The organism is Streptomyces sp. NPDC101225 (genome assembly GCF_044767585.1).
In the GTDB taxonomy this organism is placed as follows: domain Bacteria; phylum Actinomycetota; class Actinomycetes; order Streptomycetales; family Streptomycetaceae; genus Streptomyces.
Window position 1 is genome coordinate 1 of the sequence record NZ_JBIWOE010000074.1, and the last position, 25,553, is coordinate 25,553.

Annotated in this window: 27 protein-coding genes and 2 pseudogenes; 12 read left to right on the forward strand and 17 right to left on the reverse strand. The window is 73.3% G+C overall.

The window, feature by feature from the left end; genetic code table 11:
* From ACIRPX_RS44510 to ACIRPX_RS44520, 3 genes and pseudogenes are all read left to right on the forward strand, one after another.
* Positions 1 to 129 (forward strand): annotated as a pseudogene (locus ACIRPX_RS44510) (sugar ABC transporter ATP-binding protein); the annotation flags it as partial.
* A gap of 272 nt (positions 130 to 401) precedes the next feature.
* Positions 402 to 830: a hypothetical protein gene (locus tag ACIRPX_RS44515; RefSeq protein ID WP_404205874.1), complete on the forward strand. Its 429-nt coding sequence runs from the start codon at positions 402 to 404 to the stop codon at positions 828 to 830.
* Positions 831 to 964: 134 nt separating this feature from the next.
* Positions 965 to 2,137, forward strand: a complete 1,173-nt coding sequence (locus tag ACIRPX_RS44520; protein ID WP_404205875.1) for an MFS transporter — start codon at positions 965 to 967, stop codon at positions 2,135 to 2,137.
* A gap of 31 nt (positions 2,138 to 2,168) precedes the next feature.
* Here the strand turns inward: ACIRPX_RS44520 and ACIRPX_RS44525 are convergent, their stop codons facing one another.
* Genes ACIRPX_RS44525 through ACIRPX_RS44545 form a run of 5 tightly spaced genes read right to left on the reverse strand, consistent with a single transcriptional unit; the run spans position 2,169 to position 7,498 of the window.
* The gene (locus tag ACIRPX_RS44525) at positions 2,169 to 3,383 is read right to left on the reverse strand and encodes an MFS transporter (RefSeq protein WP_404205876.1); all 1,215 of its coding nucleotides are present in this window, start codon (positions 3,381 to 3,383) and stop codon (positions 2,169 to 2,171) included.
* Complete coding sequence (locus ACIRPX_RS44530; RefSeq protein WP_404205877.1) at positions 3,368 to 3,955, reverse strand: GNAT family N-acetyltransferase; 588 nt, start codon at positions 3,953 to 3,955, stop codon at positions 3,368 to 3,370. Before ACIRPX_RS44530 ends, ACIRPX_RS44525 begins: the two co-directional genes overlap by 16 nt.
* Entirely contained in the window at positions 3,952 to 5,142 is a 1,191-nt protein-coding gene (locus ACIRPX_RS44535; RefSeq protein ID WP_404205878.1) for a type III PLP-dependent enzyme, read from the reverse strand. The genes ACIRPX_RS44530 and ACIRPX_RS44535 overlap by 4 nt, the downstream gene beginning before the upstream one ends.
* Positions 5,139 to 6,470, reverse strand: a complete 1,332-nt coding sequence (locus ACIRPX_RS44540; protein WP_404205879.1) for a DUF6271 family protein — start codon at positions 6,468 to 6,470, stop codon at positions 5,139 to 5,141. The genes ACIRPX_RS44535 and ACIRPX_RS44540 overlap by 4 nt, the downstream gene beginning before the upstream one ends.
* Positions 6,467 to 7,498, reverse strand: coding sequence for a phytanoyl-CoA dioxygenase family protein (locus ACIRPX_RS44545; protein ID WP_404205880.1), 1,032 nt, complete (start codon positions 7,496 to 7,498; stop codon positions 6,467 to 6,469). The genes ACIRPX_RS44540 and ACIRPX_RS44545 overlap by 4 nt, the downstream gene beginning before the upstream one ends.
* 275 nt (positions 7,499 to 7,773) lie before the next feature.
* On the opposite strand from ACIRPX_RS44545, the gene ACIRPX_RS44550 reads away from it, so the two are divergent.
* The 3 genes from ACIRPX_RS44550 (at position 7,774) to ACIRPX_RS44560 (ending at position 10,506) form a co-directional block, all read left to right on the forward strand.
* Positions 7,774 to 8,538 (forward strand): GntR family transcriptional regulator, encoded by a 765-nt coding sequence (locus ACIRPX_RS44550; protein WP_404205881.1) that lies wholly within the window; start codon positions 7,774 to 7,776, stop codon positions 8,536 to 8,538.
* 367 nt (positions 8,539 to 8,905) lie between these two features.
* Positions 8,906 to 10,267 carry a helix-turn-helix domain-containing protein gene (locus ACIRPX_RS44555; protein WP_404205882.1) on the forward strand — a complete coding sequence of 454 codons (1,362 nt, stop codon included), beginning with the start codon at positions 8,906 to 8,908 and terminating at the stop codon, positions 10,265 to 10,267.
* 101 nt (positions 10,268 to 10,368) lie between these two features.
* On the forward strand, positions 10,369 to 10,506 hold the full coding sequence (locus ACIRPX_RS44560) for a hypothetical protein (RefSeq protein WP_404205883.1): 138 nt from the start codon (positions 10,369 to 10,371) through the stop codon (positions 10,504 to 10,506).
* A gap of 17 nt (positions 10,507 to 10,523) precedes the next feature.
* On the opposite strand, the gene ACIRPX_RS44565 is transcribed toward ACIRPX_RS44560, so the two are convergent.
* From ACIRPX_RS44565 to ACIRPX_RS44575, 3 genes are read right to left on the reverse strand one after another with little or no spacing between them, the layout of a single operon-like run.
* Complete coding sequence (locus ACIRPX_RS44565; RefSeq protein WP_404205884.1) at positions 10,524 to 10,805, reverse strand: DUF6510 family protein; 282 nt, start codon at positions 10,803 to 10,805, stop codon at positions 10,524 to 10,526.
* 12 nt (positions 10,806 to 10,817) lie between these two features.
* Entirely contained in the window at positions 10,818 to 11,561 is a 744-nt protein-coding gene (locus ACIRPX_RS44570) for a ferredoxin reductase (RefSeq protein ID WP_404205885.1), read from the reverse strand.
* Positions 11,531 to 12,130, reverse strand: coding sequence for a sulfite oxidase-like oxidoreductase (locus ACIRPX_RS44575; protein WP_404205886.1), 600 nt, complete (start codon positions 12,128 to 12,130; stop codon positions 11,531 to 11,533). The genes ACIRPX_RS44570 and ACIRPX_RS44575 overlap by 31 nt, the downstream gene beginning before the upstream one ends.
* A 146-nt stretch (positions 12,131 to 12,276) precedes the next feature.
* On the opposite strand from ACIRPX_RS44575, the gene ACIRPX_RS44580 reads away from it, so the two are divergent.
* Positions 12,277 to 13,017, forward strand: a complete 741-nt coding sequence (locus ACIRPX_RS44580; RefSeq protein WP_404205887.1) for a maleylpyruvate isomerase family mycothiol-dependent enzyme — start codon at positions 12,277 to 12,279, stop codon at positions 13,015 to 13,017.
* On the opposite strand, the gene ACIRPX_RS44585 is transcribed toward ACIRPX_RS44580, so the two are convergent.
* Positions 13,004 to 13,399, reverse strand: a complete 396-nt coding sequence (locus ACIRPX_RS44585) for a MarR family winged helix-turn-helix transcriptional regulator (RefSeq protein WP_404205888.1) — start codon at positions 13,397 to 13,399, stop codon at positions 13,004 to 13,006. The two genes, ACIRPX_RS44580 and ACIRPX_RS44585, sit on opposite strands and share 14 nt — an antisense overlap.
* An 85-nt stretch (positions 13,400 to 13,484) precedes the next feature.
* On the opposite strand from ACIRPX_RS44585, the gene ACIRPX_RS44590 reads away from it, so the two are divergent.
* Entirely contained in the window at positions 13,485 to 14,969 is a 1,485-nt protein-coding gene (locus ACIRPX_RS44590) for an MFS transporter (RefSeq protein ID WP_404205889.1), read from the forward strand.
* Positions 14,970 to 15,121: 152 nt separating this feature from the next.
* Here ACIRPX_RS44590 and ACIRPX_RS44595 read toward each other — a convergent pair whose 3' ends face one another.
* The 3 genes from ACIRPX_RS44595 to ACIRPX_RS44605 all read right to left on the reverse strand — a co-directional run bounded on the left by ACIRPX_RS44595 (position 15,122) and on the right by ACIRPX_RS44605 (position 17,928).
* Complete coding sequence (locus ACIRPX_RS44595) at positions 15,122 to 15,787, reverse strand: response regulator (protein WP_404205890.1); 666 nt, start codon at positions 15,785 to 15,787, stop codon at positions 15,122 to 15,124.
* A complete protein-coding gene (locus ACIRPX_RS44600) occupies positions 15,784 to 17,019 on the reverse strand; it encodes a sensor histidine kinase (RefSeq protein WP_404205891.1) in 1,236 nt (411 codons plus the stop codon). The genes ACIRPX_RS44595 and ACIRPX_RS44600 overlap by 4 nt, the downstream gene beginning before the upstream one ends.
* A gap of 216 nt (positions 17,020 to 17,235) precedes the next feature.
* Positions 17,236 to 17,928, reverse strand: coding sequence for a TetR/AcrR family transcriptional regulator (locus tag ACIRPX_RS44605; protein ID WP_404205892.1), 693 nt, complete (start codon positions 17,926 to 17,928; stop codon positions 17,236 to 17,238).
* Positions 17,929 to 18,114: 186 nt separating this feature from the next.
* Here ACIRPX_RS44605 and ACIRPX_RS44610 point away from each other — a divergent pair, with 186 nt between their 5' ends.
* Entirely contained in the window at positions 18,115 to 18,564 is a 450-nt protein-coding gene (locus ACIRPX_RS44610; RefSeq protein ID WP_404205893.1) for a nitroreductase family deazaflavin-dependent oxidoreductase, read from the forward strand.
* Here the strand turns inward: ACIRPX_RS44610 and ACIRPX_RS44615 are convergent.
* On the reverse strand, positions 18,554 to 19,876 hold the full coding sequence (locus ACIRPX_RS44615; RefSeq protein ID WP_404205894.1) for a geranylgeranyl reductase family protein: 1,323 nt from the start codon (positions 19,874 to 19,876) through the stop codon (positions 18,554 to 18,556). The genes ACIRPX_RS44610 and ACIRPX_RS44615 overlap by 11 nt on opposite strands.
* Before the next feature lie 132 nt (positions 19,877 to 20,008).
* Here ACIRPX_RS44615 and ACIRPX_RS44620 point away from each other — a divergent pair, with 132 nt between their 5' ends.
* On the forward strand, positions 20,009 to 21,364 hold the full coding sequence (locus ACIRPX_RS44620) for a dipeptidase (protein WP_404205895.1): 1,356 nt from the start codon (positions 20,009 to 20,011) through the stop codon (positions 21,362 to 21,364).
* A gap of 78 nt (positions 21,365 to 21,442) precedes the next feature.
* Here the strand turns inward: ACIRPX_RS44620 and ACIRPX_RS44625 are convergent, their stop codons facing one another.
* Together ACIRPX_RS44625 and ACIRPX_RS44630 are read right to left on the reverse strand one after the other, a co-directional pair.
* A complete protein-coding gene (locus tag ACIRPX_RS44625; RefSeq protein WP_404205896.1) occupies positions 21,443 to 21,910 on the reverse strand; it encodes an SRPBCC family protein in 468 nt (155 codons plus the stop codon).
* Between the two features lie 110 nt (positions 21,911 to 22,020).
* Positions 22,021 to 22,578 (reverse strand): DUF6817 domain-containing protein, encoded by a 558-nt coding sequence (locus tag ACIRPX_RS44630; RefSeq protein WP_404205900.1) that lies wholly within the window; start codon positions 22,576 to 22,578, stop codon positions 22,021 to 22,023.
* Between the two features lie 200 nt (positions 22,579 to 22,778).
* Here ACIRPX_RS44630 and ACIRPX_RS44635 point away from each other — a divergent pair, with 200 nt between their 5' ends.
* The gene (locus ACIRPX_RS44635) at positions 22,779 to 23,936 is read left to right on the forward strand and encodes a hypothetical protein (RefSeq protein ID WP_404205897.1); all 1,158 of its coding nucleotides are present in this window, start codon (positions 22,779 to 22,781) and stop codon (positions 23,934 to 23,936) included.
* A 163-nt stretch (positions 23,937 to 24,099) separates the two neighbouring features.
* Here ACIRPX_RS44635 and ACIRPX_RS44640 read toward each other — a convergent pair whose 3' ends face one another.
* A complete protein-coding gene (locus ACIRPX_RS44640; protein WP_404205898.1) occupies positions 24,100 to 24,648 on the reverse strand; it encodes a GNAT family N-acetyltransferase in 549 nt (182 codons plus the stop codon).
* A 9-nt stretch (positions 24,649 to 24,657) separates the two neighbouring features.
* Positions 24,658 to 25,194 (reverse strand): pyridoxamine 5'-phosphate oxidase family protein, encoded by a 537-nt coding sequence (locus tag ACIRPX_RS44645; RefSeq protein ID WP_404205899.1) that lies wholly within the window; start codon positions 25,192 to 25,194, stop codon positions 24,658 to 24,660.
* 171 nt (positions 25,195 to 25,365) lie between these two features.
* Here ACIRPX_RS44645 and ACIRPX_RS44650 point away from each other — a divergent pair.
* Positions 25,366 to 25,553, forward strand: a pseudogene (locus ACIRPX_RS44650) (IS5/IS1182 family transposase); the annotation flags it as partial.

Consider the following 25,553-nt stretch of genomic DNA (forward strand, 5'->3'; position numbering starts at 1 on the left):
GGCGCCGAACTCGCCGCACTCAAACACGAGCTGTCCCAGGTCAGCGGCGTCGACGTCGAGGAACTCCCGGAGCCCGAAGACCTCACCGCACCCCTCCCCGCCGGCCCGGAGGCCAAGGCGGCGCCCTGACGGCCGCGACGACTCCGGGGCGGGGGGCCGCCGGTGTGGGTGGGACGCCCCCCGACGCCCCACCCACACCCCTCCCCACCCGGCGAAAGGAGTGACGAGGTGCTGTCCGACGACGTGAGCCGGATCGTGGAGCACGGGCTCGCCGCCTCCACACCGCCGGCCCTCCTGCCCGGCGGTGAAGTGACCGGGCCCCCTGGCACTACGCGCTCGGACTCCCCGCCGCACCGGGCCGGGCCGCCGAACGCCCCCTGTCCCAGCCCGCCGCCGCCGACGTGCCGGCAGCCGGCCGGCCGCACCCCGCGGGCGTCGACGGCCAGGCCTCGGCCCTGCTTCTCGACCCCCACGGCAACCAAGGCCTCGTCCACACCACGCTGTTCAGCGACACTCCCGCCACCGCCACCGCCACCGTCGCCGGCACCCACGCGACGCTGAGCCTGCCCGGCCCGTTCCACCAGCCCGGCGACATCGCGCTCACCCTGCGGGACGGCACCCGGCTCGGGCACACCGAGGGGCGCACCGGTCACGACGCCCTGCCCTTCGAGGCCGCGGAGGTGGCCCGGTGCATCGCCGCCGGCCGACTCCAGACACCGCTGCGCCCGCTCGCCGACTCGGCGACCACCCTGCGCGCGATGGACGACATCCGGCGACGATGCGGCATCGTCTTCCCCACGGAGAGCCCTCAGCCACCCGGCACCGCCTGACCGGCACCCCGGCACCGGCGCAAGGGCTCCGACCTGCTGGGGCACAGGCCCGCTCCACGGCCTTGCCCCAGCCCGGCACGGCCGCTTAGCCTGCATTTGTGCCGCAAATAAACAAACCCCGAACGCACAGCGTCGTGCCGGGTCACCAGCGCACCGACCTCAGGCGGCTGCGCGCCGTCATCACGGCCTTCTTCGCCCTCGACGGCTTCATCTTCGCCGGGTGGGTCGTCCGTATCCCCGCCATCAAGCACCAGACCGGCGCCTCCGCCGGCGCCCTCGGGCTCGCGCTGCTCGGCGTCTCCGCCGGCGCCGTCCTCACCATGACGATCACCGGGCGGCTGTGCCGCCGCTACGGCAGCCACCAGGTCACGGTCGCCTGCGCCGTCCTGCTCTCCCTCAGCGTCGCGCTGCCGCCGCTCACCCACTCGGCGCTCGCTCTCGGAGCCGTCCTGCTGGTCTTCGGCAGCGCGTACGGCAGCATCAACGTGGCGTTCAACAGCGCGGCGGTCGACCTGGTCGGGGCGATGCAGCGGCCCATCATGCCCACCTTCCACGCCGCCTTCAGCCTCGGTGGCATGGCGGGCGCCGGGCTCGGCGGACTCGTCGCCGGAGCGCTGACGCCCACCCAGCACCTGCTCGGGCTGACCGTGATCGGTCTGCTGGTCACCGCCGTGGCCGGCCCGGTGCTGCTGCGTCTCCAGCCGCCGGACCCGCCCGAGCGCACGCCCGGCGAGACCGCCGCGCCCCGCCGTCTCGACACCCGCACCCGGGGGCTGGTGGTCACCTTCGGTCTGGTCGCGCTGTGCACGGCGTACGGCGAGGGCGCGCTGGCCGACTGGAGCGCGCTCCACCTGGAGCAGGATCTCGGTGCCACGGCGGGCGCGGCAGCGGTCGGGTACGCCTGCTTCGCGCTGGCCATGACCGTCGGCCGACTGACCGGCACCCGGCTGCTGGAACGGCTGGGCCGCACCCGCACCATGGCGTTCGGAGGCACGACGGCGGCCACCGGGATGCTGCTCGGCGCGCTCGCTCCCTCCCTGTGGGCGGCGTTCCTCGGTTTCGTGGTCACGGGGCTCGGGCTGGCCAACCTCTTCCCGGTCGCCGTCGAACGGGCCGGCGCGCTGGCCGGCCCGGACGGAGTGGCGATCGCCTCCACCCTCGGCTACGGCGGCATGCTGCTGGGCCCCCCGGCGATCGGCTTCATGGCGGACTGGTTCTCCCTGCCCGCCGCCCTCACCAGCGTGGCGGTGCTGGCGGCGACGGCGGCGGCGATCGCCGTCCTGACGCGCAACGCGTCAGCACGCTGACGCCCACGGCCCTCCAGCACGCGCCGTCGGCTCAGACGGCGCCCCGCTCCGCGGCCGGCACCACCGGCTCCGGTTCGGCCTTCCACCGGAGCCGGGTGGTGCACAGCGAGACGACGACCGCCGACGCCGCGACGACGCCCATGCCCCAGGCCAGGTTGCCGACGCTCGCCACGAAGCCGATGAGGGCGGGGCCGGCCAGCAGGCCGGTGGTGCCCATCGAGGCGATCAGGGACAGCGCCTCCGGGCCTTCGGCGGCCGCGGCGACGTAGAGGCAGGGGGCCACGGCCGAGACGCCGAGGCCCACACACGCGAAACCGACGAGCGCGGGCACCACGCCTCCGGCGAGCAGCGCGAGGGCCAGTCCCGTGCCCGCGAGCGCGCTGCCGATCCGGACGACGCGGGCGTCGCCCCACCGGCTGCGCCAGGTGTCGCCGACCAGGCGCGCGACGACCATCGTGCCGGCGATGACGGCGATGCCCAGCGGGGCGACCTGGGGCGACGCGTCGGCGACCTCCTTGAGGTAGAGCGCCGACCAGTCGTTCATGGAGCCTTCGACCACCTCGGCGAACGCCATGGCGACGCCGAGCCAGAGCATGACCAGGGACGGCATGGTCAGTCCGCGCCGCTTCTTCGCGCCCTTGTGCTCGTCCGCCTGCTCAGCGGGCCGCGCGTCAGCCGGTTCGTCGGGGAGCAGCCGGGGCCGCGCGCAGGCGAGGAGCACCAGGAGCACCGCCGACGCGGTGGCGAAGTGCGGGGCGAGGCCCGGGGTCAGGGCGGTCATGCCGGACGACACGAGCGCGGCGAGGAAGGCGCCGCCGCTGAAGGTGGCGTGCAGCTGGGTCATGGCGGTACGGCCGTGGGCCTTCTCCAGGGCGGCCCCCTGCGCGTTCATGGCCACGTTCAGGCAGCCGACCGCCACGCCGTCGGCGCACAGGATCAGCAGGGCCACCGGGTAGTCGGGGGCCACCGACAGCGCGAGGAGGAGCGCGATCAGGCAGAGCCCGGACAGGAGGGCGAGGCGCCGCGCGCCCAGGCGTCTCATGAGGTACGCGACCAGCGGGAAGGAGGCGGCCGCCCCCGCCCCGGTGACCATGAGGAGCAGGCCCACCTCACCGGCGTTGAGGTCGAGACGGGAGGTGAGGGCGGGTATCCGGGAGGCCCAGGAGGCGTACTGGAACCCGAGAAAGCAGAACAGCGCCGCGATCGCCAGTTGCGTGCGTCGGAACTCGTCTAGGACACGGGGCATGGGAACCGGGCCACCTCCTTCGAAGGGCTTGTGCCGCTGCCGGGCAGCGTGAGGGACATGTAGACGGCGCCGTCGCCGTAGCTGCGCGGAAGGCGGACCTCCGGGTGGGCCCGGTAGCCCCGGGCCGCCCAGAAGGGTGCCATTCCGCCGACGGCTACCAGGGAGACGTGCGCGTAGGCGGGCCTCGCGACGGCCGTCAGCCGGCCCAGCAGCCTGTCGCCCCAGCCCCTGCCGCGCAGGTCCTGGGCGACGACCACGTCGTGCAGGTGGAGGTTGCGCGACCGGTGCACGGGCTCGTCCGTCCGGGCCAGGTCCGGGTACCGGAACCTCGGGTAGGGCAGGGCGAGGAGATACCCGGCCACCCGCCCGTCGAGGTCCAGCACGAAGCAGGTGCCGGGCGAGGCACGGCCCTTGGACTCCAGGGCCGCCCGTCCCTCGGACAGCCCGCGGCTCGCGTAGGCGTCGGCTTCCAGGGCGGCCACGTCCGGCCAGTCGCCCGCGCGTACGGGCCGGACACGGAGGTCGCCCACGCGGGAACCGCGGTCGTCCCGGCCCGCGGTGCGCGCCGTCACGCCGCCTCCCCGCGGCCGCCGGCGTCGTGGACGCAGGTGTGCGGCAGTGGTCCGAACCCGTTGAAGCCCTGGGTCATGTAGCTGGTGGCGTAGGCGCCCGCGGACAGGATCCAGACCGGGTCGCCCGATTCCAGCGCCCTGGGCACCAGGTGGTGCGCCGCACCGTAGGCGTCGTCGCTGTCGCAGGTCGGGCCCGCGACGACGGCGGCCACGTGCTCGCCCTCGCCGTGGCCGGGAAAGACGAGCCGGTGGCACAGTTCGTCCATCTCGTAGAGGCCGTTGAACTTGCCGCAGCTCAGATACAGCCAGTGCACGCGCTCGCCGTCGGGCCTACGCCGCTCGGTCAGCCGGTAGACGTGCGCCCGGATGGCGCCGTGGTCGGCCACCAGATGCCGTCCGGGCTCCATGACGACGTCGAGGGGCGCGGAGTTGAGGTCCCGCAGGTGTTCCATGCCCTCGCGCAGGACGGCGAACATCTTGTCCAGCGGCGGGTCGAGCCGTCTGCCGTGCCGGTCGAGATAGCCGAGGGCGGGCAGGCCGCCGCCCAGGTTCACGTGGTCGAGCACGATCTCCCGCTCACGCAGGGCCACCATGGTGTCGGCCAGCAGGTCGACGGCCTGCCGCCATGCCTCGTACGTCATCTGCTGCGAGCCGACGTGCACGGAGAGCCCGGCCGGGGTCAGGCCGGCGGCGCGGGCGGCGGTCAGCACGCGGACGGCGTCGTCCTGCGAGCAGCCGAACTTCCGGCTCAGACCCCACAGCGCACCGTCCCCGCTGGTGGCGAGGCGGCAGTAGACACGGGAGCCCGGTGCGTGCGCGGCGATCGCCGCCACGTCCTGGACGCTGTCGGTGGCGAAGGTCCGCACGCCGAGCCGGTGGGCCTCGGCGAGGCTCGCGTCGGACTTCACGGTGTTGCCGTAGTGGATGCGCTCCGCGGGCACGCCCAGCCGCAGTGCCTGGGCGATCTCGGCGGGGCTGGCCGCGTCGAAGCCGGCGCCCCGGTCCGCGAGGCAGCTGAGCACCTCGTCGACCGGGCACGCCTTCATCGCGAACCGGACGTCGACGCCCGGCAGTTCACGCAGCAGGTCGCCGTACCCGCCCGCGATCCCGGCGAGGTCGAAGACCACGCAGTCGGCGGACGCGGCGGCCAGGGCGGAGGCCAGCCGTGTGTCCCGGTCCGTGCTCACCCCTCAGCGCTCCCGAGGCCGGTCTCCCGTGCGGCGCGCACCAGTTCGGGCCAGGCGTCGATCAGCCGGGCGAAGTCCTCGGTGTCCTGCCGGGCCTCGTCGAGCAGCCGACCGCGGCGCGCGTCCATCAGGTCGGCGAACTCCGTGTACCGGCCGCCGAGTTTGCGGTACGCGGTGCTGACGCGGTCCAGCCGCCAGATGTTCTCGCCCCGGTCGAGTTCCGCGCTCTCCCGCAGCAGCCCGGAGACGGTGTCGCCGCGGAGGTGCTCCCGCTCGTCCAGCAGGTCCGCGCCGGCCGCGCCCATCCTGTCGTAGACGTGGTTGAAGTAGAGCATCGACAGGAGGAACTTCACGAACCGCATCTGGTACGACCGGAATCCGGCGTCGGTGCGCCGGAACGGCGTGTAGAAGTTCTCGACGGTGCGGTTGTGCAGCACACCGGGCAGCGCGGCGTCGTGCACGAGGTGGATGAGGAAGTAGTCGCTGCCGATGGTGTCGGTCGCGGGCGGCAGCGGGACGCGCTCGTACACCTCGTGGTGGAAGCCGATGTTGCACATGTCCACCCGCATGGGGTCGACCAGGGTCAGCGTCGAGCGGTCGCCGGTGAAGGGGGCCGTGCCGGCGCCCTTGAAGGAGTCGTCGACGAGCTGCCGCTTGCGCTCCTCCGGCCAGTCCATGGGTCCCCACAGGCTGACGACGTCGTGGTACACGGCGGAGTCGAGCCGCTCGATCTCGGCGATGTCCACGGACGGCTCGCCGATGAAGGAGGAGCCGACCATGGACACCGGGCGGTGGGCGTGGGCCGCGGCGAGGGCGGTCTCCGTGACGGCGGCGGACGCCTCGGCGGCGGGCCGGCCGAGCGAGGCGAGCTCGTGGTGGATGGGGAAGACCCGTTCGCCGTCGTGGACCTGGTACGTGCAGTCCGAGTCCCGGCGGTGGACGGACCGGCAGCCGAGCGCGCTCGCGATCAGGAAGGCGCGGTTGGTGCAGGCCCCGTAGGAGAGGTCGTGCGGCAGCATGAGCGCGAGCATGCGCTCCGGGGCGGCGGGGCCGGACCGCTCGATCGCGCGGCGCAGGAAGGCGCGCTGGCGTGCCTCGTCCAGATGATGGACCGTCACGTTCGCGGTGGCGGGCAAGTCCGCCACGACGCGGGCGTGTTCGGCACGCGTCGCGTCGTCGCTGGAGTCGAGGATCAGCAGCTGGACGTCGACGGCGAAGGTGCGGGCCGCGTAGGCCGCCTCCTCGGCGATCTCGGCGAGGGCGGCGGAGCAGGCCCTGTTGGTCGGCAGGGCCAGGCAGATCCGATCGGCGGTGGTGGTTCGGTTCACGTGGCGCTCTCTTCCGCGCCCCAGGGCGTGAGCCCCAGGAGCCTCTCGCCGAGGTCGTTGAGCGTGGCGGCGCCGTAGCGCAGCGCCTCGGGCCGTTCGGAGTCGCCGAGCAGCGTCGCGTTCCAGTCGGGGGTGGCGAGCGTGCGCCACGACTCGACGCGGGAGTCGCGCAGTTCCCGGTACTCCTCCAGCGCCGGCATCATCGACAGGTACTGCACGGCGCGCACGCCGTGGTCGGAGACGTTCGGTGCGACCCCGTGGGCCAGCAGGCCGTTGAAGATCAGCAGGTCGCCGGCCTGGAGGTCGGGCCGTACGACCGGGAACTCCGCGCGGTCGACCGCGGGCCGGATGGGGTCGCGCCCGGCCGGCTGCGCGATCCGCCACTCCTCGAACTGCCGGAAGAGTTCCGGCGCGCACTGGAACCCGCCGAGCTCCGGCAGGGTGTCGTTGAGGGCCAGGATGCCCTGGACCCGCTGCGGCAGCACGCCCAGCGTGGTGTCGACGTCCCAGTGCAGCTCGATGTCGAAGCCCTCGTCGGTCGGGGCGATGAGGGAACGCGAACGGCTGCCCCGGTTGGGCGGGTTGAGGTTGAGCCGGTCGAGCGTGACCCACAGCTCGTCGCAGTCCCACACGTCGGCGAAGGCGTCGTAGACCCGCCGCGTCTGCCGGTTGTCCCAGATGAGCTGGTGGTGGTACGCCTCGACGAAGCCGTAGACGTGCAGGTCGCGGTCCAGGTCGGAGCGGAACTCGCGCTCCTGGTACCAGGTTTCGGGCCGGTCGGGGTCAAGTCCCTGGAACTCCCAGGCGAACTCGTACAGGCTCTTCGCCGCGCCCGGTGAGACGGCGTTTCTCACCACGACGTAGCCGTAGGTCTGCCAGAACGCGAAGTCCTGCTCCGACAGCACCCGCAGCGGCCGGGACTTCTCGATGTCCCGCAGTGGGGTCTGCGCGAGGTAGGTCTCGCCGTCGGCACTGAAGTACGGGCGTTCGGTCGGTGCCCGGTACAGATGGCGGGGAGGGGTCGGCATGTGTCACTCCAAGGCTCGAGTGGCCGAGTGGATCCCCAGGTCGCTCTTGGTCGAACTGAGGTTCACTCAAACTGGACTGGACCAATTCGCGATGTCAACGGGAACCGGTCGAAGTTGCCGCCAACTGCCTGTCAGTTGCCGGTCGTTGAGCGGGCAACGAGAGTGTCGGCAGACCGACGCAGCGCGCCGCTTCCACAGGCCGCATGGAATGGTGTAGACCTGTACGGTGATTGGCCTAGACTTTTAAAAGCGTCAGGCGGCCCGGAAGGCAGGTCATGACCACCGACGTCAGCAGCGCCCCGTACGGCACCGGGATTCCCGGCGGCCTCGCACGCGTGCCGAAGTACTACCGCGTCAAGCAGCAGGTCCTCGACATCGCCCAGGCACTGAAGCCCGGATCCCGCATGCCCGCCGAGCGGCTGCTCGCGGTCCGGCTCGGCACCTCGCGGACCACCGTCCGGCTGGCGCTGCAGGAGCTCGTGGGGGAAGGCCGGCTCGACCGGATCCAGGGAAAGGGCACGTTCATTGCGCCGCCGAAGCTCTTCCGCACCCTCCAGCTCACCTCCCACACCGAGGACATGCAGGCCCAGGGTCTCGAACCCGCCTCGCGCGTCCTTTCCGTCGGCCATGTCGAGGCCGACGGAAAGCTGTCGCGCCTGCTCGACATCGATGTCGGAGAGAACGTGCTGCGCATCGAGCGGTTGCGGCTGGCCAGCGGCGAACCCATGGCCATCGAGACGACGCACCTGTCCGCACGCCGCTTCCCCGGACTGCGTGAGTCGCTGGCCCGGCACAGATCCCTGTACTCGGTGCTCGCCGAGGTGTACGGCGTGCACCTCGCGGAGGCCGAGGAGGGCATCGAGACCTCGCTCGCGACCCCGTACCAGGCCGCGCTGCTCGCGACGGAGGTGGGCGTACCGGTGATGCTGCTCTCCCGGCACTCGCTCGACGCGGAGGGCAGACCGGTGGAGTGGGTCCGCTCCGTGTACCGCGGCTCCCGCTACAAGTTCGTGGTGACCCTGATGCCCACGGCGGACTGACCCCGGCCGATCACGACCGTTCTCCTCGCGCTCCCCCACGTTCACGGCGGCCGCCGCCATCGCGGCCGGACGATCGCGCGACCGAACCGCGGACACGGCCTGCCGTGCCGGGGTCCGGGGCCGGCGTTGTGAGCCCTCCCCCAGGCTCGCCGGACACCCCTTCCTCACCCTCCTCCCGATGACCGCCGCGCCCTCGGGGGCCCGGCCTCGCCCCGTCGACCCTGGGAAAAGCCGTGACACAACAGGGTGTTCCCGCACGCCGCAGCCACACCGACAGGACAACTGACAGGACGCTCGAACGCACAGCCGGCCGCACAGCCGACCGGCCGGCGGCCGCCGGCCCGCAGACAGAGGCAGGCCGCCGCCCGTGACCGATACGACGACGGCGGCGACGCTCGCGGACGCTCTCACCGCCGCACGCGAGGCGGCCTGCCTCACCCAGGAGGACCTCGCGGAGCGGTCCGGCGTCAGCGTGCGGGCCATCCGCAACCTGGAGACCGGCCACACCTCCCGCCCCCGCAAGCAGTCGCTGGTCCTGATCGCCAAGGCCCTCGGCCTGCCGCCCGGTGAAGTGGGCCTGCTGATGCGCCGGCCGCGCGCCGGCAGCCACCGCGAACCGCCCGGACCCGTGCCCGCCGAACTCCCCGCGGCCCCCCGTCACCGGCTCGCCGGCCGGGCGGCGCAGGCCGAGCCGCTGCGGGCGCATCTGTCGGCGACGGAGCCGCACGACCTCGGAAGACCCGCGGTCGTCCTCGGGCCGCCCGGTGCCGGAAAGACCTCGGTGGTCCTCGACGCGGCACACGCCGTACGCGGCCGGTTCCCGGACGGGCAGATCCACGTCGACCTCCATCCGGACGCCTCCGCCGCGCCGCTGACGTCCGACGAACTCGTCCGCCGCGTACTGCGGTCCCTGGGCACCGTGCCCGTCGCGGACCACCCGGAGGAGGCGGGCGCGCAGGTGCGGGACGCGCTGAGCAGGCGGCGCGTCCTCGTCGTCCTCGACAACGCCGACAGCGAGGGGCAGGTCCGGCCACTGCTGGTGGACGGCGCCCGCAGCGCCGTGCTGGTCGCCGCGCGCCGTGAACTGCCCGCGCTCACCGGGCAGTTACGGCTGCGGATCGACGCCCTCAGCGAGTGGGACGCATTCCAGGTGCTGGAGGATCTGCTGGGCGCCGACCGTACACGCGCGGAACGGGCCTCCGCGCTGAGCGTGGTGCGCTCCTGCGCGCGGCTGCCGCTCGCCCTGCACATCGCCGGGCTCTGGCTGTCGGCGCGGCCGCACCGCTCCGTGCGCGATCTCGCCGACCGCCTGGAGCGCGAGCAGGACCGGCTCCGGTTCCTGCGCATCGGGGACCTGTCCCTGCAGGCCAGCGTGGCGGCCTGCTTCGGCGTGCTGCCGGCCCCGGTGCGGGCCGCGTTGCAGCGCCTCAGGACGGTGCGCGGGGCCTTCGGCGTCGACGACATGGTGACCCTTGTGACGCCGTCGCGAGGACTCGCCGCGGATCTCCTCGACGAACTCCTGGACCGCCAGATGATCCACGTGGACCAGGCGGCCGGCCCCGGCCGGGCCCGGTACCGCGTCCACGAGGCGGTACGTCAGTACGTGGCCTACTGCCCGACCGGTTCCTGCCGGCCCCGCACCGCGCCGGGCCAGGTCTGGCTCCCCCGGCAGGCGGGCCTGCCGCGCACGGCCGGCGGTCCCCGCGTCCCGCGGCGGGGGCTCGGCTGACGCGGCGGTGCGCGCCGGGCCGAGGGCCCCGGAACGGCCCAGGCCGCGCCGACCGTATGCCGTAACCCGTTGGGCACGACGCCAGGTGGTTCTACGAGCAGGTGGGTCCCGGCGACCCGGTCACGGTCGTGCACTCCGTGGCCACGGTGGCGGTCAACAACGGCTACGGCGACTGGAACGTGGACTGGCCGACCTGGAAGCGGGGCAGCGCCCTCGGCCACCGGGCCCCGGCGGGCTGAGCGCGGGCGGCCCCGCGTCAGGCGGTGCGGAAGCGGAACGCGCCGGCGCTGCCGCCCATGGTGAGCCAGACGTACTCGCCCTCCCGGACCAGCCGCAGGGCGACGTGCCCGCAGCCGGGGCAGCGGGCGGTCAGGCCCGGCTCGGGGCCGTAGACGTGCAGCTGGGCGAGGGTCCCCGTGCGCGCGCACTCGGGGCAGCGCCACCAGGCGGTGGTCGCCTCCACGGAGAGGATCTCCGAGAGCGGGCCGGCGAGGGCGTTGCCGTCGAGGTGGGCGGTGCCGGCGATGTCGTCTGCCATCAGGGCCTCCGGTCAGCCGAAGCGTTCGGTGCGGACGGTGGCGGGGTCGCGCCCCAGGTCGACCAGCAGGTCGGCGGCGGTCTCCACGAAGCCGGTGGGGCCGCAGACGTAGACGGGGCCGGCCGGTCCCAGGCGGGCCGCCGGCTTCTCCAGGTCGGACCGGGTGAGCCGGCCGGGGGCGCGGTCGGTGCCGGGCGGGGCCTCGCGCGTGTGCAGGAGGCGCACGTCGAGGTGCGGGTCGTGCGCGTGGAGTTCGTCGCGGTACCAGACGTCCTCGGGCGTGCGGACGGAGTACAGCAGGTGGAGGGCGGTGGCCGAGCCCGCCGCGCGATGGGCGCGGATCATGGCGGCCAGCGGGACGACTCCCGAGCCGCCCGCGACGAGCAGGGCGGGCTCGGTCTGCTCCGGCTGCCACACGAACCAGTTGCCGAGCGGCCCGCGCATCTCCACCTCGGCGCCCACCGGCAGGTCGTCGGCCAGGTAGGGCGAGACCTCGCCGCCGGCCACGGGCTGCACGCCGAGCTCGACCCGCTCGCCGTCGGCGGGCGCGGCCACCGAGTAGCTGCGCACGGCCTGGTATCCGTCGTCGGCCGTCAGCCGCACGTCGACGTGCTGGCCGGGCAGATGGCCGGGCCAGCCGGGCACGGTGAAGGTCAGGGAGCGGGCGGTGGAGGTCTGGGGGCGCCGCCCGTCGAGGCGGGCGCGGTGCCAGGCGACGGGCACGGTCAGTCCCCCCAGTTGCGCTGCTCGCGCCATGGATCGCCGTAGTTGTGGTAGCCGACCGACTCCCAGAAGCCGGGCTCGTCCTCGTGGCCGAGCCGCAGCCCGCGCACCCACTTCGCCGACTTCCACAGATACAGGTGCGGGACGAGCAGCCGGGCCGGTCCGCCGTGCTCGGGCGAGAGCGGGTAGCCGTCGTAGGTGTGCGCGATCCAGGCCTTGCCGTCGAGGAGGTCCTCCAGCGGGAGGTTGGTGGTGTAGCCGCCGTAGCTGTGGGCGACGACGAAGTCGGCCGCCGTCTCGACGTCCTCGAAGAAGGCGTCGAGCGGCACTCCGCGCCAGGGGGTGTCGAACTTGGACCAGCGGGTCACGCAGTGGATGTCGGTGGTCGTCTCCTGCTGCGGCAGCGCCATCATCTCCGCCCAGGTCCAGCTGTGCGCGGCCCCGCTCTCGGTGGTGATGGTGAAGGTCCACTCCCCGGTCTCCACGCGCGGTGTGGGCCCGGCGGACAGCACCGGGAACTGCTCGGTCGGGTACTGGCCGGGCGGCAGCCGGTCCGCCAGGGTGCGGGTGCGGCCGCGGAAGCCGGGTGAGAAGGAGCTCATGACGTCATCGGTCTCCTGGGCTCGGAGGGCGTGGCCGCCTGCTGCACCCCATCATGGGCCGCTCCGCGCGCGTTCGCATGCCGTTCGCGCGGGCCCGGCTTCCCCGCCTGTCCCCGGGACCGCGCCGCGTCCGGCAGACTCGCCTCATGGAGACTGCCGAGTTCGTGGAGACCCTCGACCGCGAAGGCCGACTGCTGGCCGCTGCCGCCGAGGCGGCGGGGACCGACGCCAAGGTCCCGACCTGCCCCGACTGGCAGGTGCGCGACCTGGTGCGGCACACCGGGATGGTGCACCGCTGGGCGGCCGCCTTCGTGGCCGAGGGGCACACCGCCCACCACCCCGACGGCGGGCTGCCGGACCTGGACGGCGCCCAGCTGCTGGCCTGGTTCCGGGAGGGACACCGCCGTCTCGTCGACACCCTGGCCGGCGCCGATCCCGGCGTCGAGTGCTGGTCTTTCCTGCCCGCGCCCTCGCCGCTGGACTTCTGGGCACGGCGGCAGGCGCACGAGACCACGGTGCACCGCGTCGACGCGGAATCCGCGCGGGGCGGGGTCAGGTCGGACATCCCCCGCGGTTTCGCGGCGGACGGCGTCGACGAACTGCTGCGCGGCTTCCACGCCCGCGCCAGGAGCAGGGTCCGCAGCGACGAACCCCGGACGCTGCGGGTACGGGCGACGGACGCCGCCGACGCGGTGTGGACCGTACGGCTGTCCCAGGAGCCGCCCGTGGCGGCGCGGGACGCGGCGGGCGACGCGGACTGCGAAGTGGCCGGGCCCGCACAGGAGTTGTACCTGGCGCTGTGGAACCGGCAGCCGTTTCCCCAGGTGACCGGGGACGCGGCGGTCGCCGGCCTGTGGCGGGAGAAGTCCGCCGTCACGTGGAGCTGAGCCCGCCCGCCGTCAGCATCCGCGTCAGCACCGCCCGCTGCACCGGCAGCACCTCGCCGTGCAGCGTGCGCCCCTTCGCCGTCAGGGCCACGCGGACTCCGCGCCGGTCCTCGGGGCACATGGTGCGCTCGACGAGCCCGTCCTTCTCCAGCCGGGCGATCAGCCGCGAGAGCGCGCTCTGGCTCAGATGGACCCGCTCGGAGATCTCCTGCACGCGGTAGGCGCAGGATTCTCCGGACAGCATGTCCAGCACCTCGAAGTCGCTTCCGCACAGCCCGTGTTGATGCAGTTCCCGGTCCAGTTCGCACTGGGTGCGCGCATGCAGCGCCAGGATGTCCCGCCACTGGTCCACCAGTGCCTGCTCGGCCTTCTGTGCCGCCATGAACGCACCGTAGCAGACAGGCGAAATTATTGCATCAGAATTAAATGCGCTTGCATTCAATGCATGCGCATGTAGTCTCTTCGGCATGACCTCTCCGCTCACCACCTCCTCGGCCCCGCCGCCGGCGGTCCGCTGGACCCCGCGGCTGTGGGGCACCCTGCTGGTGCTCTGCGCCGCGATGTTCCTGGACGCGCTCGACGTCTCGATGGTCGGCGTCGCCCTGCCGTCCATCGGCTCGGACCTCCACCTGTCCACCTCGTCGCTGCAATGGGTCGTCAGCGGCTACATCCTGGGCTACGGCGGCCTGCTGCTGCTCGGCGGGCGCACGGCGGACCTGCTCGGCAGGCGCCAGGTCTTCCTGATCGCGCTGGGCGTGTTCGCGCTCGCCTCCCTGCTCGGCGGGCTCGTCGACTCGGGTCCGCTGCTGATCGCCAGCCGGTTCGTCAAGGGGCTGAGCGCGGCCTTCACCGCGCCGGCCGGCCTGTCCATCATCACCACGACCTTCGCCGAGGGCCCGCTGCGCAACCGCGCCCTGTCGATCTACACCACCTGCGCGGCCACCGGCTTCTCGATGGGCCTGGTCCTGTCCGGCCTGCTCACCGAGGCCAGCTGGCGTCTGACCATGCTGCTGCCCGCGCCCATCGCGCTGATCGCCCTGCTGGCGGGCCTCAGGCTGCTGCCGCGCAGCGAGCGGGAGAAGGACCACAACGGCTACGACGTCCCCGGCGCCGTCATCGGCACCGCGTCGATGCTGCTGCTCGTCTTCACCGTCGTGCAGGCCCCCCAGGCCGGCTGGGCCTCGGTCCGCACCCTGCTGTCCTTCCTGGCAGTCGCCGCGCTGCTGACCGTGTTCGTCCTGGTCGAGCGCCGCTCGCCCGGCCCGCTGATCCGGCTCGGCGTACTGCGCTCCGGCCACCAGATCCGAGCGCAGCTGGGCGCCCTCGCCTTCTTCGGGTCGTACGTCGGCTTCCAGTTCCTGACCACGCTCTACATGCAGTCCCTGCTGGGCTGGTCGGCGCTGCACACCGCGCTCGCCTTCCTGCCGGCCGGCGCGCTGGTGGCGGTGTCCTCGACCAAGGTCGGCTCGATCGTCGACCGCTTCGGCACGCAGCGGCTCATCGCGACGGGCTTCGCGCTGATGGTCGCCGGGTACGCGCTGTTCCTGCGCGTGAACCTCGACCCGGTCTACGCCGCCGTCATCCTGCCGTCGATGCTGCTGATCGGCGCCGCCTGCGCCCTGGTCTTCCCCTCGCTCAACATCCAGGCCACCAACGGCGTCGAGGACCACGAGCAGGGCATGGTCTCCGGTCTGCTCAACACCTCGGTGCAGGTGGGCGGCGCGATCTTCCTGGCCGTGGTGACGGCCGTGGTGACCGCGAACGCCCCCGAGCACGCGACCGCGCAGGCGGTGCTGGACAGCTACCGCCCGGGGCTGATCGTGGTCACGGGTGTCGCCGTCGCGGGCCTGCTGATCACGCTCACCGGCCTGCGGACCCGCCGTACGAGCCAGTCGGTCGTGGTCGCCCGGTCCACCACCCTGGAGGCGGAGCGCGTGACGGTGCGCGACTGAGGGGGCGCCTCCCCACGATGCGCCCGGCGGGGTCCTGCCGCCCCGCCGGGCGCATCACCGCGAGGCGGGGCAGGGCGGACAGCCGCCGGCGCCCGCACCGCTGCTGTGCGTGGCCCGGGCGTGAACGTGAACGTCCGCCTCCTGCGGACCGGTCAGCCCAGCCAGCCCGGGCGGACCAGGCCCGACTCGTAGGCGAGGACGACCAGTTGCGCCCGGTCCCGGGCACCCAGCTTGACCATCGTGCGGCTGACGTGGGTCTTGGCGGTGAGGGGGCTGACGACCAGGCGCCGGGCGATCTCCTCGTTGGACAGGCCGATGCCGACCAGGGCCATCACCTCCCGCTCCCGCTCGGTGAGTTCACCGAGGGCACCGGCGGCCGCGGGCTCCTTGGAGCGGGCCGCGAACTCGGCGATCAGACGGCGGGTCACCCCCGGGGAGAGCAGCGCGTCGCCCTCCACCACCGCCCTGACCGCGCGCAGGAGTTCCTCCGGCTCGGTGTCCTTGACCAGGAAGCCGGAGGCACCGGAGCGGATCGCCTCGAAGACGTACTCGTCGAGCTCGAAGGTGGTCAGCATGACCACCTTCACCCGGTGCAGCGCCTCCTCCCCGGTGATCCGCCGCGTCGCCGCCAGCCCGTCCAGCGCCGGCATGCGGATGTCCATCAGGACGACGTCCGGGCGCAGTTCGCGCACCTTGCGCACCGCCTCCGCACCGTCGGAGGCCTCCCCCGCCACCTCGATGTCCGGCTGCGCGTCGAGCAGCGCCCGGAAGCCGGCCCGCACCAGTGACTGGTCGTCGGCGAGCAGTACGCGGATCACCGGTCGTCCTCCTCGGCCTTCACGTTCAGCGGCAGCACGGCGCGCACCCGGAAACCGCCGTCCGTGCGCGGGCCCGCCTCGATGGTGCCACCCAGTGCGGCGGCCCGCTCCCGCATTCCGGCCAGACCGTTGCCGCTGCCCCCCGCGTCGGCACCGGTCGCGGGCCCGTCGTCGTCGACGCGCAGCCGAAGCGTCCGCCCGTCGTGTCCGAGGTGGACGCGCGCCCGGCGCGAGCCGGAGTGGCGTACGACATTGGTCAGCGCCTCCTGCACGATGCGGAACGCGGCGAGGTCGGTGCCGGGCGCGAGCGGGGGCGGCTCCCCCGTGACCTCCACCGTCAGGCCGGCGCTCGCGGCCTGCTCCACCAGCTCGGGCAGCCGGCCGAGGCCGGGCGCCGGGGCGCGCGGGGCGTCTCCCGGTGCGCGGAGGGTGTCGAGGACCTGGCGGACCTCGCCGAGCGCCTCCTTGCTGGCGGCCTTGATGGTGGTGAGCGCGGTGCGCGCCTGCTCGGGGTCGGAGTCGAGCAGGGCGAGGCCGACGCCCGCCTGCACGTTGATCACCGAGATGCTGTGCGCGAGGACGTCGTGCAGCTCCCGGGCGATGCGCAGCCGTTCCTCGTCGGCCCGGCGCCGGGCCGCCTGGGCCCGCTCGGCCCGTTCCCTGTTCCACTGCTCGCGCCGGACGCGGGTCAGTTCGGCCAGCGCGACGATCGCCACCACCCAGGCGGCGATCACGAGTTCCTGCCCCCAGGAGGGCGCCGAGTCCCCGGCGGGCGGCAGCCACCGGTACAGCCAGTGGGCGACCAGCATGTGCCCGGCCCACAGCATGGCGACGGCGCCCCAGGCGGCCCGCCGGTGCCCCGTGACCACGGCGCTGAAGCAGGCCACCGCGACGGTGAGGAAGACCGGCCCGTACGGATACCCGGCACCGAGGTAGACCGTCGCGGCCGCCGCGGTGCCGAACACGACGAGCACCGGGTACCGCTGCCGCCACAGCAGCAGGCCCGAGCCCGCCGCCAGCAGCACACGCGCGAACGAGTCCAGCGCGGCCCGCTCGCCCGCCTGCTGATGCGCCGCCCAGTGCGATCCGACGAGCACGAAGACCGTGAGCAGCACGGTGGAACGCCACGGCCACCGGGGCGCCCGCTCCTCGTCGCCCCGGCGGTTCATCCACGGCGGCCCGTGCCGCCACCAGCGGGGTGGGCCGCCCCCGCGCACCGCCTGCTCGTCCATGACCGCCACGCTAGACGCCGGCGGGCCGGCGGGGCGTCCGCCGGACGTGGCGATCAGACGTACTCCCCGGGAAGTACGCCTCCGGCCAGGACGGTCCGCCTCCGGGGGCGGCCCCCTCCAGGACGCCCCCCCTCCAGGACGCCCCCCTTCCAGGACGCCCCCCTTGCAGGACGGTCACCTTGCAGGACGGTCACCGCTCCTCGGGCGTCGTCCCGATCAGGTCTGCGTCAGCCCGACTCCGTGGGCGAGCCGCCCCGCCGCGTTCCGGAAGAACGCCTCGCGCTCCTCCACGACCCGGTGGAACTGGCCGAACACCTCGAAGCCGATCAGCCCGAACAGCTGGGCCCAGGCGGCGACGAGGGCCGGCGCGACCGCGGGCGGGAGGTCGGAGGCGAAGTCGCCGGCCATGCGGTCCGCCTCGGACTCCAGGTCCGCGGGGAGCGGGGGCAGCGTCAGGCCGGGGCCCTGGCGGGCGTCGCGGACGATGCCGATCAGGACGAGACCGACGCGGGCGGCGGCGGGGACGGTGGTGTCGGGGGCGACGTAGCCCGGGACCGGCGATCCGTAGATCAGCGCGTACTCGTGGGGATGCGCGAGGGCCCACTCCCGTACGGCCTCGCACACGCGGGTCCAGCGCTCGACGGGGCGGGCCTCACCGGCGGCGGCGAGCGCCGTCTCGGCCGCCTCGCCCACCGAGTCGTAGGCATCGATGATCAGCGCGGTCAGCAGGTCGTCACGGCTGGGGAAGTAGCGGTAGAGCGCGGAGGAGACCATGCCGAGCTCGCGCGCCACGGCCCGCAGCGAGAGCTTCGCGGCGCCCTCGGCCGCGAGCTGTCTGCGTGCCTCGTCCTTGATGGCGGCGGTGACCTCGATCCGGGCGCGGGCGCGGGCGCTGTGTGCGGTGCTCATGGAAGGCAGTGTCGCACGGATCGAGAGCAGTGCACACGGATGAGAGCGGCGAACCGAAAAAGGAGCGGCGCACAAAAAAGAGAGCACCGCTCTTGCACGAGAGCACCGGCCGGGTGCAGACTCTTCATCGAGCGAGAGCAGTGCTCACAAAGACGAGCGACGCTCTCTCAATCGATGGGGGTCCCCATGTCGACACACGTCCAGAAGCCCGGCTGGTTCACCGTGAACGTCCTCAACCGCGTCGTCGGCTGGACGACCCGCCGCGGCATCAGCGTCTGGGGCTCCCGCGTCCTGGCGGTCCGCGGGCGCAAGAGCGGCGAGTGGCGCACCACCCCCGTCAACCTGCTGACGGTGGACGGGCAGCAGTACCTGGTCGCCCCGCGCGGTCACGTGCAGTGGACGCACAACATGCGGGCAGCGGGCGGCGGCGAGCTGCACCTCGGCAAGAACGTCGAGCCGTTCACCGCCACCGAGGTCGCCGACGACGACAAGACGCCGCTGCTGCGGGCCTACCTCAAGCGGTGGAAGGCCGAGGTCGGCGTCTTCTTCAACGGCGTAGGCCCCGACTCCCCCGACGCCGAGCTGCGCCGTATCGCGCCCGACCACCCCGTCTTCCGCATCACCGTCACGAAGTGACGTCCCCGCCCGCCGCGGACTCGCCACCGCCCGCGGACTCGCCGTCCACCTCGGCCTCGTCGCCGGCCGGCGGCCGGCCGTCCGCCGGGTACCGGCCGTCCGCCTGCCGGCGGTCGAGCACGGTCAGCGCGCGCTGGGCCATCGGGTGGGACCGGACGAGCTCGGCGAGGTTGGTCGAGCCCCGGGTGATGTCCCGGAACGCGTTCCACGCGGGCCGGAACCCCGTCAGCGCCGCGTGGAACAGTCCGGGACGGCGCTCGAAGACCGCCAGCATCCGCCTGCCGATGCTCATCTCGACGCCGAGCCCCGCCTTGACGGCGAAGGCGTAGTTGAGCGCCTGGCGGCGGGCGTCCACGGCGTCGTGCGCCTCGGCGATGCGCACCGCCCACTCCCCCGCGAGCCGCCCGGAGCGCAGTGCGAAGGAGATGCCCTCGCGGGTCCACGGCTCCAGCAGCCCCGCCGCGTCGCCGCACACCAGCACCCGCCCGCGCGAGAGCGGCGAGTCGTCGGCACGGCAGCGGGTCAGGTGGCCGGAGGAGATGCTCGGTTCGAAGCCGGCCAGGCCGAGCCGCCCGGTGAACTCCTCCAAGTACCGCTTGGTGGCGGCGCCTTCACCGCGCGCCGAGATCACGCCGACGGTCAGGGTGTCGCCCTTGGGGAACACCCAGCCGTAGCTGCCGGGCATCGGGCCCCAGTCGATGAGCACCCGCCCCTTCCAGTCCTCCGCGACGGTCTCCGGCACCGGGATCTCCGCCTCCAGGCCCAGGTCCACCTGGTCGAGCTTGACCCCGACATGCGCTCCTATGCGGCTGGCGCTGCCGTCGGCGCCCACCACCGCGCGGGCCAGCAGCGTCTCGCCGCCCTGCAGGACGACCGCGACCGTGCGCCGGTCCGGCACCGCCGAGCCGTGCTGCTCGACGCGCTGCACGGTGGCGCCCGTACGCAGCTCGGCGCCCGCCTTCTGCGCGTGCTCGACCAGCTGCTGGTCGAAGTCGGGCCGGTTGATCAGCCCGAACAGCATCTGCCGGGAGCGCCGGGTCCGGGTGAAGCGGCCGTTGTTGGAGAACGTCACCGCGTGCACCCGGTCCCGCAGCGGCAGTTCGAAGCCGGGCGGCAGGGCGTCGCGGGAGGGGCCGATGATCCCGCCGCCGCACGTCTTGTAGCGTGGCAGCTCCGCCTTCTCCAGGAGCAGCACGCTGCGTCCCGCGACCGCCGCCGCATAGGCGGCCGAGGCCCCCGCGGGTCCCGCACCCACCACGACGACGTCCCACACCCGCTGCACGTCGTCCGCCGAAGAGTTCTCGCTGCTCACGATGGTCTACTGCTCCCGATCAAGCCGCTGCCGCACCTGTCCCCCGCATCCTACGGCGGACGTCGCCGCAGGCCACTGTGGGAGGATCCCGATATCCACCCGTACAACGTCGCACCCACAAGGAGCGTGCCCATGTCGTCGAATCCGGTCGCCGGGACCGTCGCCTCTCTGATGCCGAGAGCGCGGGCGGAACTCGCCGAACTGGTGGCCTTCAAGTCGGTGGCGGACTTCGGCCAGTTCCCCAGGAGCGAGAGCGAGGGTGCCGCACGCTGGGTCGCCGACGCGCTCACCGCAGAGGGGTTCCAGGACGTGGCGCTGCTCGACACCCCGGACGGCACCCAGTCCGTCCACGGCTACCTGCCCGGACCGGAGGGCGCCCGGACCGTCCTGCTCTACGCCCACTACGACGTGCAGCCGCCGCTCGACGAGAGCGCCTGGACGACACCGCCCTTCGAGCTGACCGAGCGGGACGGCCGCTGGTACGGGCGCGGGGCCGCCGACTGCAAGGGCGGCGTGCTCATGCACCTGCTCGCGCTGCGCGCCCTCAAGGCCAACGGCGGCGTGCCCGTGCACATCAAGGTCATCGTCGAGGGGTCGGAGGAGATGGGCACCGGCGGCCTGGAGCGGTACGCCGAGCAGCACCCGGACCTGCTCACCGCCGACACCGTCGTCATCGGCGACGCGGGCAACTTCCGCGTCGGCCTGCCGACGGTGACCACCACCCTGCGCGGCATGACCCTGGTCCGCGTGCAGATCGACACCCTCGAAGGCAACCTGCACTCCGGCCAGTTCGGCGGCGCCGCCCCGGACGCGCTGGGCGCGCTGATCCGCGTACTCGACTCGCTGCGCGCGGAGGACGGCTCGACGACCGTGGACGGCCTGGAACCCGCCGGCGGGTGGGAGGGCCTGGCCTACGACGAGGAGCAGTTCCGCACGGACGCCAAGGTCCTCGACGGTGTGCGGCTGATCGGCTCGGGCACGGTCGCCGACCGCATCTGGGCGCGTCCCGCCGTCACCGTCCTCGGCATCGACTGCCCGCCCGTCGTCGGCGCCACCCCGTCCGTGCAGGCGAGCGCCCGGGCGCTGGTCAGCCTGCGCGTCCCGCCGGGCGTCGACGCGGCCGAGGCGACCAAGCTGCTCCAGGCCCACCTGGAGGCCCGCACCCCCTGGGGCGCCCGGGTGCAGACCGAGCAGATCGGCCAGGGCCAGGCGTTCAGCGCCGACACCACCAGCCCGGCGTACGCGGCGATGGCCGAGGCGATGTCGGTGGCCTACCCCGGCCAGGAGATGCAGTACGCCGGCCAGGGGGGCTCCATCCCGCTGTGCAACACCCTCGCCGCGCTCTACCCGCACGCGGAGATCCTCCTGATCGGCCTGAGCGAGCCGGAGGCGCAGATCCACGCGGTGAACGAGAGCGTGTCACCGCGGGAACTGGAGCGGCTGTCGGTCGCGGAGGCGCTGTTCCTGCAGAACTACGCCGCGAGCTGACCGCTCGGCCACGCGGAAAGGGCCCTCGTCGCCGGACGGGGGCCCGCTGAGGCGGGCCGGGCCTTGAACGCGCCCGCCTCAGTCGCCCGCTTCGACGTAGGACGCCAGGTGGGCCAGCGAGGAGGCGATCCCGGCCTCGTGGGCCGCCGGGTCGATGCCGGGTGGTACGTCCGTGGCGGTGACCGTCACCTCGGTGCCCGCGCCGACGGCGGTGAGCTGCCAGGTCATCGTCATGGTGCCCGCGTACGAGGGGTCGTCCGCCTCGAAGACCGCCCGCTGCACCACGCGTTCGGCGGGCACCAGCTCGACGAGGCCGACGTCGACGACATCCGTGGCATCCGACGTCTTGCCGGGGCTGTCGGCGGGATCGAGGTAGGTGAGCACCATCCGGAATCCACCACCGGGCCGCGGATCCCAGCGCTCGACCCGCCCGCGCATGCCGTCCGGGGGCAGCCAGACTTCGAGGGCGCCCCGGTCGAGCAGGGCGCCGTAGACAGTCGCCGGTGGTGCCGCGATCACCCGGCCGGCGCGGTCGGTCCGTCCCATGGCCTGATTCTAGGGTCCGAGGCTGCCGGGAACACGCACCCGCCCGCTCATCCCGACATGTCCTCAGGCATGGCCGCTTGCCGGTGCGCGCCGTCGCTCCTCCGGCGGGCTCATGGCCGGCCGGTGGCGAGTACCGTGCGGCAGTCGAGCCGGCCGTCGGCACTCAGCAGATCCTGGAGCCGGGTGAACAGGGTGAGCAGTGCGGGGCCCAGTCTGTCGCGGAAGGCGGGATCGACGGCCGCGAGATCGAGTTCGTTGGCCGCCGTCAGTTCGGTGAAGTCCCGGCGCATCCGGAGCGCCGGAACGAACGAGCCGCCGGTGAACCTGTCGTGGAAGGCGGCGTCGGCCTGGTGGAGCGCCGGGTAGGTGGCCTCGCGGTCGCACGAGGCGTACAGGTACACGACGGCCTCGGCCTCGGCGCCGATCACGGCCGCGAGCTCATGGCGTCGGTCCAGCGGGAGCAGTGCGGTGGGAAAGCCGTCGGTGCCGTAGAACGCGTGGCACAGACCGGCGAGTTGGAGGGCGGGGCGGGCCTTCCACCGGGCCAGCCGCGCCTGTACGCGCCGGAGGTGGGCGAGGAGGGTGCCGCCGGGGTGGGCGATGCCTTCGGCACCGAACTCACGCAACAGGGCGACAGCCCGGTCCGTCGCGGCGGGGAGAGCAGGCAGCACGGTGTCCGTGTCCCTTCGGCATCGGGTCGACCGGCACCGCCCGGGGCCGCGGTCGGCTGTGCCGCGCCGCTCCCCCGAGGCGGGCCCGGCCGCTTCTTACCTTATGCCGACAACCTGCCCCGCCTTCCGGACATCTCACCAAGGGGCGCACGACCGGGGGAACCGAGTCGGGCGACAGGAACCGGAAGTGGGAGAGCGTGTCGGCCATCAGCCAGCGGATGCACCTGGTGCTGCTCACCGCCTGGACCGTCCTCTGGTTCGCCGTGGTCCAGCCGCACGGAGGATTCTCCTGGCACTACCTGCGTACGGGTGGGGAGTTGCTCTACGCGGGCTCGGGCCGGGCGGACGGCGGCCTGAATCTGTACGCCCACCACCCCGAACTTCAGATGGGTCCTCTGAGCTTCCTCGCGGCCGGCCTGTTCAACCCGTTTCCCGAGTCCGTCGGGCAGTTCCTCGCCGCCGGTGTGATGTCCCTGCTCGGTCTGCTGATCCTGGTGGCGGCCGGACGCAGCGCCGCCTGGCATCTCCTGGGCACCGGCACCAACCACCGGCGGCTGCGGCAGCGGGTGCTCGTCGCGGGCCTGGCCTTCATCCCGATGTGGATCGAGGTCGCCGTCCGCTTCGGTCACCTCGACGACGTACTGGCCCTCTTCTTCACGGCCCTTGCGGTGCACGCCCTCACGCGCGGCAATCCTGTCGCGACGGGCGTCTTCCTGGCCCTGGCCATGGACTCCAAGCCGACCGCGCTGGCCTTCCTGCCGCTGCTGCTCGCGCTGCCGAGAGGGCAGCGGCTGCGCGCGGGGCTGTGGTGCGCGGCTCTCGTCGCGCTCGCCTGGCTGCCGTTCTTCCTCGGTGCCCCGCAGTCGCTGACCGCAGCCGAGTTCACCATCCCCAACCAGCCCGCGTCCGCGCTGCGCTGGCTCGGCGTCGACGATCCGCGAACCCCTTCCTGGGACCGGCCCGCGCAGGCCGCCGCGGGACTGGCGCTGGGGTGCGTCGCGGTCTGGCGGGGCCGCTGGCCCGCCGTCGTCCTGCTCGGCGCCGACGCGCGGATCGCCCTGGACCCGAGCGTCTACACCTACTACACGGCCTCCGTGCTGCTGGGCACCCTGCTGTGGGACGTGATCGGGCAGCGGCGCCTGGTGCCCTGGTGGAGCTGGATCGCCCTGATCACTCTGTACGGCACGGTCTTCGTCGTTCCCGGCGACGCGGCCCGCGGTCTGATCCGCCTGGGCTTCGTCGTCGTCTCCACCGCGTATGTGCTGCTCTGGCCGGTACGGGACCGGCGCCGGCGACGCTCCCGGTCCCGCGGCGGTCAGCGGGGCCCCGGCGAGGCCCTGGACGCGGCGCAGTGAACCGGGTGCGGCCACCTGGCCATCACGCACCGCGCGGACCAGCCGTCCGGTGGCCGGGCGGAGTTCTTCGGCCGGCACCCCGAAAGGATGCACCGTGCGGCTCACCGGGCACGCGCCCCAGCCCGCGTCACGATCGAGAAGGCCGGCACCCGCCTCCCCGAAATCACGCGGGGTCCGTCCACTCCTCCCGGAGCATGCCGAACAGCACGCGGTCGTAGCGCTCACCCGCCACGAGCACGGCCGAGCGGCGGCGGCCCTCCTCGCGGAAACCCAGCCGGGTGAAGGCACGGACGGCACGCTCGTTGCCGCTCCAGGTGTCCAGCTCCAGCCGGCTCAGGCGGTACGCGCCGAACAGGTGGCCCATGACCAGGCGCACCGCCTCACTGCCGTAGCCGCCGCCCCAGAACTCCCGCTCGCCGATGGTGATTCCGAGGGTGGCCACGCCGGCGTAGGGGTCGAGGTCACGGTAGTCGGCCATGCCGATCGGCGTCCCGCTCGTCAGGTCCTCGACCGTGAACACGGCCGACTCCCTCGGGCTCAGCCGCAGCATGGTGTCGAAGCCGAGCCGGACCGCTTCCGCGGTGACCGGGCCGAACATCGGGTCACCGGCCGCGGCCCAGCGGGCCACCTCGGGGTCGTTGCGCCACCGGACATGGTGTTCGGCGTCCTCGGGACGCAGCGAGCGCAGCCGTACGAGCTTTCCTTCGAGCATGGGGGGACCCTATGCGACGGCGGGGGACCGCCCGGGGACGGGCCGTCCCCGGACGCCCTCGCGCTCGGCCCGCTGCCGGACCAGTTCCTCCACCGCGCTCGGCAGGGTCGTCTCGAAGTCGATGAGCTTGGCCCACGTCGGGGTCACCACGATCCGGACCATGCCGTCGTGGAGCGAGCGGATCTCGGCCTCCCAGGCGACGCGCTGCTCGGGCGTCATCTCGTACGAGCCGTTCATCCGCGGGTACTCGTCCGGGATGCCGTCCACGACGTCCAGCTCGGCGCGGCCGCGGATCCGCAGGATCTTCGGCCGGTGCACCTCGGTGTCGATCGTCAGGGCGACCACCGGGTTGGCGCGCAGGGCCGGGAGCTTCGGGGCGTTCTTCGTGGTGCACATGACGATCTCGGAGCCGTTCCAGGTGAACGCGATCGGAATGGTGCGGGGTGTGCCGTCCTTGGCCATGTACGCCGGCCGGACCACGTCACGCGCCAGCAGCTCCCGGCTGACCGGCCGGTTCAGGATCTCGGTGATCTCGCTCGCTCGCATGACCGTACCTCCGGTGTCGTGGTCGTGATCCGCACCGGGGACGGAGCCGCCGGAGCCTTCTCGACATCCGCGGCTGGACGGATCACCGCCGAGAGGGCCTAGAAGGCTCATGAAGATCTTGGGGTTCTGGCCCCGCCGCGTGAGCGGCGGGGCCAGACTCGTTTCGTGGTGATGGGGGAATGGGCCGGGGAGACGGTCGGGCCGGATGTGTGGGAGACGTGCCGGGAGTTGATTCCGGCCGGGAGTGTATTCGCGTTCCTGGCCGAGCACCGTGGTGCGCTGTTTCCGGCGGAGATGTTCGCGGACATGTACCCGTCGGCGAACGGGCGGCCGAGCATGCCGCCGCAGATCCTGGCCGC